The 7,441-nt window shown below is 37.9% G+C and carries 6 protein-coding genes; 3 read left to right on the top strand and 3 right to left on the bottom strand.

What is annotated here, in order from left to right:
* The first annotated feature begins 205 nt into the window (after positions 1 to 205).
* On the top strand, positions 206 to 2,260 hold the full coding sequence (glgX, locus tag H5084_RS06400) for a glycogen debranching protein GlgX (RefSeq protein WP_182689928.1): 2,055 nt from the start codon (positions 206 to 208) through the stop codon (positions 2,258 to 2,260).
* Between the two features lie 533 nt (positions 2,261 to 2,793).
* Here glgX and H5084_RS06395 read toward each other — a convergent pair.
* Together H5084_RS06395 and H5084_RS06390 are read right to left on the bottom strand one after the other, a co-directional pair.
* Complete coding sequence (locus H5084_RS06395; RefSeq protein ID WP_182689927.1) at positions 2,794 to 3,606, bottom strand: phytanoyl-CoA dioxygenase family protein; 813 nt, start codon at positions 3,604 to 3,606, stop codon at positions 2,794 to 2,796.
* 230 nt (positions 3,607 to 3,836) lie between these two features.
* The gene (locus tag H5084_RS06390) at positions 3,837 to 5,252 is read right to left on the bottom strand and encodes a PLP-dependent aminotransferase family protein (RefSeq protein WP_182689926.1); all 1,416 of its coding nucleotides are present in this window, start codon (positions 5,250 to 5,252) and stop codon (positions 3,837 to 3,839) included.
* A gap of 289 nt (positions 5,253 to 5,541) precedes the next feature.
* Here H5084_RS06390 and H5084_RS06385 point away from each other — a divergent pair, with 289 nt between their 5' ends.
* Together H5084_RS06385 and H5084_RS06380 are read left to right on the top strand one after the other, a co-directional pair.
* Positions 5,542 to 5,733 carry a hypothetical protein gene (locus tag H5084_RS06385; RefSeq protein WP_028867702.1) on the top strand — a complete coding sequence of 64 codons (192 nt, stop codon included), beginning with the start codon at positions 5,542 to 5,544 and terminating at the stop codon, positions 5,731 to 5,733.
* 1 nt (position 5,734) lies between these two features.
* On the top strand, positions 5,735 to 6,358 hold the full coding sequence (locus H5084_RS06380; RefSeq protein ID WP_182689925.1) for a LysE family translocator: 624 nt from the start codon (positions 5,735 to 5,737) through the stop codon (positions 6,356 to 6,358).
* Positions 6,359 to 6,591: 233 nt separating this feature from the next.
* Here the strand turns inward: H5084_RS06380 and H5084_RS06375 are convergent, their stop codons facing one another.
* Positions 6,592 to 7,281 carry a haloacid dehalogenase type II gene (locus tag H5084_RS06375; RefSeq protein ID WP_182689924.1) on the bottom strand — a complete coding sequence of 230 codons (690 nt, stop codon included), beginning with the start codon at positions 7,279 to 7,281 and terminating at the stop codon, positions 6,592 to 6,594.
* Between the last annotated feature and the right edge of the window lie 160 nt (positions 7,282 to 7,441).

The raw sequence follows: 7,441 nt of genomic DNA, 5'->3' as shown, positions 1-7,441 counted from the left end.
TATTTCACCTATTTTAGCTATTTAAAAATAATAATTTTCCTCATTTTTCTGAATCATATCAATGTAATGTGACTAACAAGTCTCATCTTCAATACTTGTTCACTGTGCTTAATTTTTGTTTTTTATTTTTTGCTTTATTGATAACAAAGGAACATGCTTACGTAGTAAAGTTATTTGAGATTGGTGTGAGATCTGGGAGAAAGATATGTTTTTAACTTGTGATGGTGTTCCTGATAAATTAGGCGTTACATTTACATCTGAAGGTGTAAACTTTTGTGTCTATGCACGCCTTGCTAAAACAGTTGAGTTACTTTTTTTCGATCATAAAGATGCAAAAAAACCTTCTCATATTTTTAAACTTTCTGATGTCGCTAACAGAACCGCCTATTATTGGCATATTTCAGTCAAAGGTGTGAAAGCAGGGCAATTATATGGTTTTCGTGTGGACGGGCCTTATAGACCCTCTAGAAGAAATGAATTTTATCCTGAAAAAGTACTACTTGACCCCTATGCGTTGTTAGTAGAGCGTGGGAAAAATTTCTGTCGAGATGCCGCGCTAGGGAAACAATCCAATATCGATAAATGCCTAAAGGGTGTGGTTGTTGATATCGATGATTATGATTGGGGAGAGGATTTTCATCCACGCCATACTTTTGCCAAAACGGTAATTTACGAAATGCATGTAGGTGGTTTTACTCGTCATCCAAGCTCTGGTGTCGGCGATGATAAACGGGGTACTTATGCGGGCATAATAGAAAAAATACCTTATTTAAAAGAACTTGGGATCACTGCTGTTGAGTTAATGCCTGTGTATCAATTTGATCCTAGTGAGCATCATGCTGGTTTAGTCAATTATTGGGGTTATAGCCCTATCTCTTTATTTTCTGTACACCGTGAATATAGTGCTGACCAATCATTACTCGGTCCTATTAATGAGTTTCGAGATATGGTTAAAGCATTACATGCCGCCGATATAGAAGTTATTTTAGATGTGGTTTATAACCATACTGCAGAGGGTGATAAACAAGGCCCTACCTATTCGTTTAGAGGTTTTGACAGTTCAGATTATTATATTTTATCGCAAGATAAGAAACATTATATGAATTTTAGTGGCTGTGGTAATACCCTAAATGGTACCCATTCAGTTGTGCGTCGTATGATCATTGATAGTTTGCATTTTTGGGTTGAAAAAATGCATATTGATGGTTTTAGATTTGATTTAGCCTCGATCTTATCGCGCGATGAATCAGGGCATCCAATGCTAAGCCCACCGACGTTATGGAGTATCGATACTGACCCAATACTTGCCCCTGTGAAATTAATTGCAGAAGCATGGGATGCTGGTGGTTTGTATCAAGTTGGCAGTTTGGCAGGGCAGCGTTGGCGTGAATGGAATGGACATTTCCGTGATGACGTACGTCGTTTTGTCAAAGGTGACCATGGCATGATCACGCAATTTGTTGCACGTTTAATCGGTAGTCCGGACATTTATGGCGACCGCTCACTTGAGCCGGCAAAATCGGTTAACTTTATTACCTGTCATGACGGTTTTACCTTGGCTGATTTGGTCAGCTATAACGATAAACATAATCAGGAAAACGGTGAGAATAATGGAGATGGTTGTGACCATAACTTTAGTTGGAATCATGGTGTAGAAGGGCACACTACTGACCCTCATATTTTAAAATTACGTAATCAACAAATGAAAAATATGATGGTGATTAATCTACTTTCTTTAGGTACCCCAATGTTATTAATGGGTGACGAGATAGCACGAACACAAAAAGGCAATAACAATGGTTACTGCCAGGATAATATTGATTTTTGGCTGGATTGGGGTGACTTAGAAAAAAATAGTGAACAATTTCGTTTCACTAAAGCATTACTTGATCAACGCAATATGTTGGAATTTGTTTGTTTTGATGAATCAAAGCGTAACTCTTTGCATGACATTATTGCACAGGCTCGTATTAGCTGGCATGGAGTCAAGCTTAACAAGCCTAACTGGGGTGAAGATTCACATTCTATTGCATTAGAAAGCCAACACCCAGATTGTGGAGGAGTTTCATTTGTCATTTTTAATGCCTATTGGGAAGCATTACAATTTGAATTACCGAAAGCTCGACATGGTAAATGGTTACGTGCAGTGGATACCTCTTTGTCGGACGGAAATGACATACATATTGAAGGAGATAAAAAGCACTGGTTCAAGGACAGTTACTTAGCAGCGCCACGTTCAGTGGTTATTTTGACATGCTAAAGGGCAGTGGTTATTTTGATATGTTAATGGGTAGTGGTTATTTTGATATGTTAATGGGTAGTGGTTATCTTGACATATTAAAGGCGATTTTATTATTTTATGTTAAACATTGATTGGCCGATACAGGTATCCGTAACCAACTGTATTTTATTAATTTATCGTTTTGCTCTGATAATGAGCCTGCTAGTACCAGTAACTCTGCGCCTCCCGGAATCTTCATACTGATTTCACTAAGAGGCGAAAAATGCATTAAACTTACTTCTTCATGATTATCTTTGTAAAGTGGGGTGACATCGACACCTTTATGATCAGGATAGGCAACTTATCCCGTAAATTGTGTTTGTAATTGCACATGAGTCCTCTCTTCAGGTGAAAATTTCCACAATTTAACTAACCAATGATCATAGTTATTTTAAGCTGTTAACTAAATAGACTTTACTTTTATTGGTTAAGTCATAAGTTATAAATCATAAGTCATTAAATTGGGGGGGAGTTGTTTTCTTATCCAGCCCCTGAGATCTTAAGTATGCTTTTTAAACCAGAACTTGGCCGCTGTGATTGGCTAACTGTAACGCTTTTAGCCTTAGGGTATTGTTAAATAAACTAGGGTTACTTATGTGTTTTAACATCTGTTCATTGGGCAAACAGTCATCATCAACATAATCTACAAAATCGCCTGTTGAATCAAACACTAAAATATCAAAAGCTAATCGATCTAAACCGTATATACCACGATGGATCATATCCGCTGAGAATACTAATAGATCACCTGCTGCTAATTCAATTTGTTTACCCGTCGATAAACTATCACTGCTAAATTTTCGTTTACGTGCGAGTCGAACATCCAACTCTTCAGTACTATCCCAGCGTTTGTGAGAACCAGGTACAAGCTCCATGCCTGGTTCGTCAAATAGTGGCACGCGAAGATGTAATACTTGTGTTTCTTGAATTGCTTTTTGTTGACCTACGAGGTCGTGATCGTATTGGCAATCTCGATGCCAAAAGTTCTCTTGTTGCTGATTGTATGGATTAAAGAATAATTGCGTATTCATAAAAGCAGGGTGATTAGGGAGCACCGTATTAACCATATCCATTACTTTATTTGAGCTAATAAAATTAAATAGAGAAACACGATCATCATCATTTAAATATTCACTCCCCGTAATCAGTGAAGAATTAAATGCCTCTTCTTGGTAGAACCTTTTATTGGCCTGCTTCCATGCATTATGAAAGGTCAATATCACTTCTCTCAATGCACTTATTTCAGCTTCATTAAAATAGTTACGCATCACAAAGTAACCTTGATGGTCATAGCTTTGTTTGATGTTTTGGATGTTGTTGGCCATTAACGAGTGGTGCCTCAAGCGGTAAAAGTACATTTAAGGTATAACGGGTATAGCTGTTACCCAGTTTTTGGGAAATTAACCATTATGAATGTTAAGCGATATTAATTATCGCGTTATGATAACTGTAAATTAGTTAAAATCAAAAAACTAATCATGCTAACCCTGTAAGAACAAGTTGTATGCTGACCAATTTCATTAAGTATGTGATCAGCTATCTAGAGGAATGGGTATTAATCCTGTTCTTGTTTCGCGATATAAAAGCCAAGTTGTTGTATACCTTGTTCACGTTCTATTTCTGTTTTTTCACTAAAGTTAAGACGCATACAATGCCGATATTTGCCAGTAGCTGAGAATAAAATGCCAGGTGCAATACTGACGTTACCTTGTTTACATTGTGTCGATAGTTTTACTGCGTCATAGCGTTTGTTCAACTCTACCCACAAGATATAACCTCCCTTCGGAAAGCTGATACGCGTATCACTAGGAAAGTGTTGTTTGATGCATTTGATAAGATGATCTCGTCCTTGTTTATACAATAACCGTACTTTTCTCGTATGTCGTTCATAACCTCCACTTTTAATGAAATCTGCTATCGCCAATTGCGGTAAAGTTGGGCACATTGAACTGCTTACATATTTTACGTGGGTCACTTTATCTCGGTAGCGGCCAGGCGCGATCCATCCGACACGAATCCCTGGAGCAACGGTTTTAGAAAATGAGCTACACAATAAAACACGGCCATCTTCATCAAATGATTTGATACTTTTAGGACGGGGAGATTGGTAACTTATATCACCATAAATATCATCTTCGATGATGGTAATATCATAACTCTGAGCGAGCTGATAAAGGCGTTTTTTCGCTGCTTCAGGCATACTGTAACCCATTGGGTTATTGCACGTAGGGGTCACTAAAATAGATTTGATTGGCCACTGCTCTAGTGCAAGTTCTAAGGCTTCTAAACTTAATCCATTTTCAGCATTAGTTGGGATCTCGATAGCTTTTAAGTTGGCGGTTTTAATGGCTTGCATTGAACCATAAAAACTCGGTGATTCAACGGCAACAACATCACCAGGTTCAGTAACGGATCGTAAACAAACCGATAAACCTTCTTGGCAACCGGATGTGATCACTAGATCATCCGGGTGCAATACACAGCCCGAATGAGCAGCGAGCTTAGCTATTTGCTCTCTTAACACTAATGAGCCTTCAATATTACCATAGGGTAAACTCAGTGACGCTTGATGACGCATTAGTGATGTCATCTTTTTTAACAGTGGGGCCAAACTGGGCACTGTCATATTAGGCATTGCATGTTGCAGTTGTACCGTTGAAACATTTTCTTTGGCAAGCAGTACTTCTAGGACTTGTTGCCATTGTGATACTTCGATTGGTCTTTGGGCTGGACGAGAGGTCACTGGTAGAGTGGCTGCAATGGGTTTATAGGCAACAAAATAACCAGACTTAGGGCGGGCTTCAATTAAGTTTTCCATCTCAAGTTGATGATAAGCTTGTTGCACGGTTGAAATGCTGACGCAATGCTCTGTAACCAGTTGCCGAATTGAGGGCAATTTATCTCCCGCTACAAATAAACCATTGTGAATATTTTCACGTAAACCCTTTGCGACTTTATCGTATAATTTCATGCTATCCTTGCTTTCCTATTAATATCTACCTCAATCATTAAGTGCTGAAACTCTAAATTCAACTTGTTGTTTCTGATTTAATGAAAACGCACTGTTGCAGTTATGATGTTTTTATCTGTATTAATATACCTGTCAATATGAATTTATCACCATACAGTTTGTTCTTTTGTGCGCCATACAGTCATTTGTATTGGCTATCTGTATCTACAAAGTTATTTTATTTGAATCTGTATTGAGTTGTCGGCTTGTTTACAATGATCATTCACAGTAATTGTTAAGGAGAATGGGCATGCAAAAAAAAATAAATAAAATGGGGGCGATGATGAGACTTTATAAAACACGTCAACAATTGCAAAAATTGCCTGATTTTATACTTCAGGATATAGGCAGAACCAAAGCAGAGATCACACATGAATTAAATAAAAATAACTTGCTTAATCTTGCTGTTAGTCATTTCCGCAATCTGCTAAAGGGAGGCTAATATGGATTTATCATTATTGATGGCTATTGCCATCTTTGCATTTGTTATGTCAGTAACGCCCGGACCTAACAATGTAATGTTACTTGCCTCTGGCGCTCAATTTGGTTACCAAAAAACCTTGCCACATATTTTTGGTATTGTGATCGGTATTGCCTGTTTATTAGCATCTATACTATTAGGCTTTGGTGTTGTGTTTGAGCGTTATCCTGAGTTATATCAAGCATTAAAAGTTGTCGGTTCATTGTATTTATTTTGGCTAGCCTGGAAAGTAACAACGGCATCTACTGAGGTTACAACGTTATCTCCTTTACAGGTTGAAGGCCAACATACTGAGAGTCAACCAATGAGTCTGTTTTCAGCATCCTGCTTTCAGTTTGTAAACCCGAAAGCTTGGGCAATGTGTGTTGGTAGTATCAGTAGCTTTACGATTGCAGGGGAACAGTATATTGAGTCTGGGTTATGGATCATGTTCTGTTTTGCGATCACTGGTTTTGTTGCGATTAGCCTTTGGGCTTATCTTGGTGTAACCATTTCTCAACTATTAACTACACCAAAACGAAAAAAACGCTTTAATTATGTAATGGGTGGAATGACAGTAGGCACGTTGTTTTTCATTTTAAATTAGCTGCTTTAAAAAAATGTATATATAACCACTCTTGCTGTTAAAGTGCATTGAGTATTTGCAATAGCATCATTGAAATATAAAACCACCAGTTTAGTTAAATATGAACAGGTGGTTTTTAACAAGGATAGATAAAAAAACAATATTTAAAGGCTATTTATTAATTGCTTTTATCGCTTTTTACTATGGTTATCTGTTTATGGTGCCTGCCTCTGATTGTCTATTATCATTGTTTACTATCGTTGTCTTCTATCGCTGTCTTCACTGATTATCTGCTCAACCACATCATTCATATTGGTGGCATCAATGACTGGTTTCAAATATTGCGGGTGATAGGGGGCACCAGAACGATCGATATAAGCGGCAAGCATTCCGGCTGACATCGCGCCATGCGTATCCCAATCATGTGTAGCAACTAAACGAAGTGCTGAAATAGGCTGACCTAAATGATCTGCTACAAATTGATAAACTTTAGGATCTGGCTTAAAGCTACCGGTTTCTTCAACTGAAACGACTTCATCAAAATAATCAATTAACCCAGCGTTTTGTATTTGCTTGTTAATTAATGCTAATGAAGAGTTTGAAAAAGCAATCGTACGATAACCATTCTCTCGTAAATGTGTTAATGCAGATTTTATGTCCTCATGGGCTGGCAAACTTGCAAAAGTAGCTAGGATACTATCTCGATCATCCGCGCATAAAGTCACGCCTTTGCGGGCTGCGACGATATCTAAAATATCTGCCGCTAAGGCAGCAAAGCCTGTTTTTAGTCCCGTTACTGCAGCAACCGTTGAAGAATGCAACAGTGTTGCAAACCAAAGGGAACTGACTGAATCATCGCCAAAGGCTTGAGCAAACTTAGGTTTTAATAAATCTAAATTAAGCACGGTTTCATTGATATCAAATAATATAGTATTGCGAGTCATCATTATTCCTATTTAGTTTAATGGTTTAAGTTGAGTTAATTAACTATTTGCTAGAACAATACAAATAAAAAGCCGCACATGCAAAGTGTACGGCGAATCTGATGAGTTTCGACTTGGGCTAGGGTGATTAGCCGTCAAGGGCTAATATTCAACCCTTAAC

It is taken from the genome of Psychromonas sp. SR45-3, assembly GCF_014163575.1.
Lineage (GTDB): Bacteria > Pseudomonadota > Gammaproteobacteria > Enterobacterales > Psychromonadaceae > Psychromonas > Psychromonas arctica.
The sequence above is the reverse complement of the archived record's forward strand: the minus strand, read 5'-3'. Positions and strand labels throughout refer to the sequence as shown.

Excerpts from the sequence above, each read along its gene's own strand:
- H5084_RS06395 (WP_182689927.1), bottom strand. The coding sequence starts at position 3,606 with ATGGCCAACAACATCCAAAACATCAAACAAAGCTATGACCATCAAGGT.
- H5084_RS06375 (WP_182689924.1), bottom strand. The coding sequence starts at position 7,281 with ATGACTCGCAATACTATATTATTTGATATCAATGAAACCGTGCTTAAT.
- H5084_RS06390 (WP_182689926.1), bottom strand. The coding sequence starts at position 5,252 with ATGAAATTATACGATAAAGTCGCAAAGGGTTTACGTGAAAATATTCAC.
- glgX (WP_182689928.1), top strand. The coding sequence starts at position 206 with ATGTTTTTAACTTGTGATGGTGTTCCTGATAAATTAGGCGTTACATTT.
- H5084_RS06380 (WP_182689925.1), top strand. The coding sequence starts at position 5,735 with ATGGATTTATCATTATTGATGGCTATTGCCATCTTTGCATTTGTTATG.
- H5084_RS06385 (WP_028867702.1), top strand. The coding sequence starts at position 5,542 with ATGCAAAAAAAAATAAATAAAATGGGGGCGATGATGAGACTTTATAAA.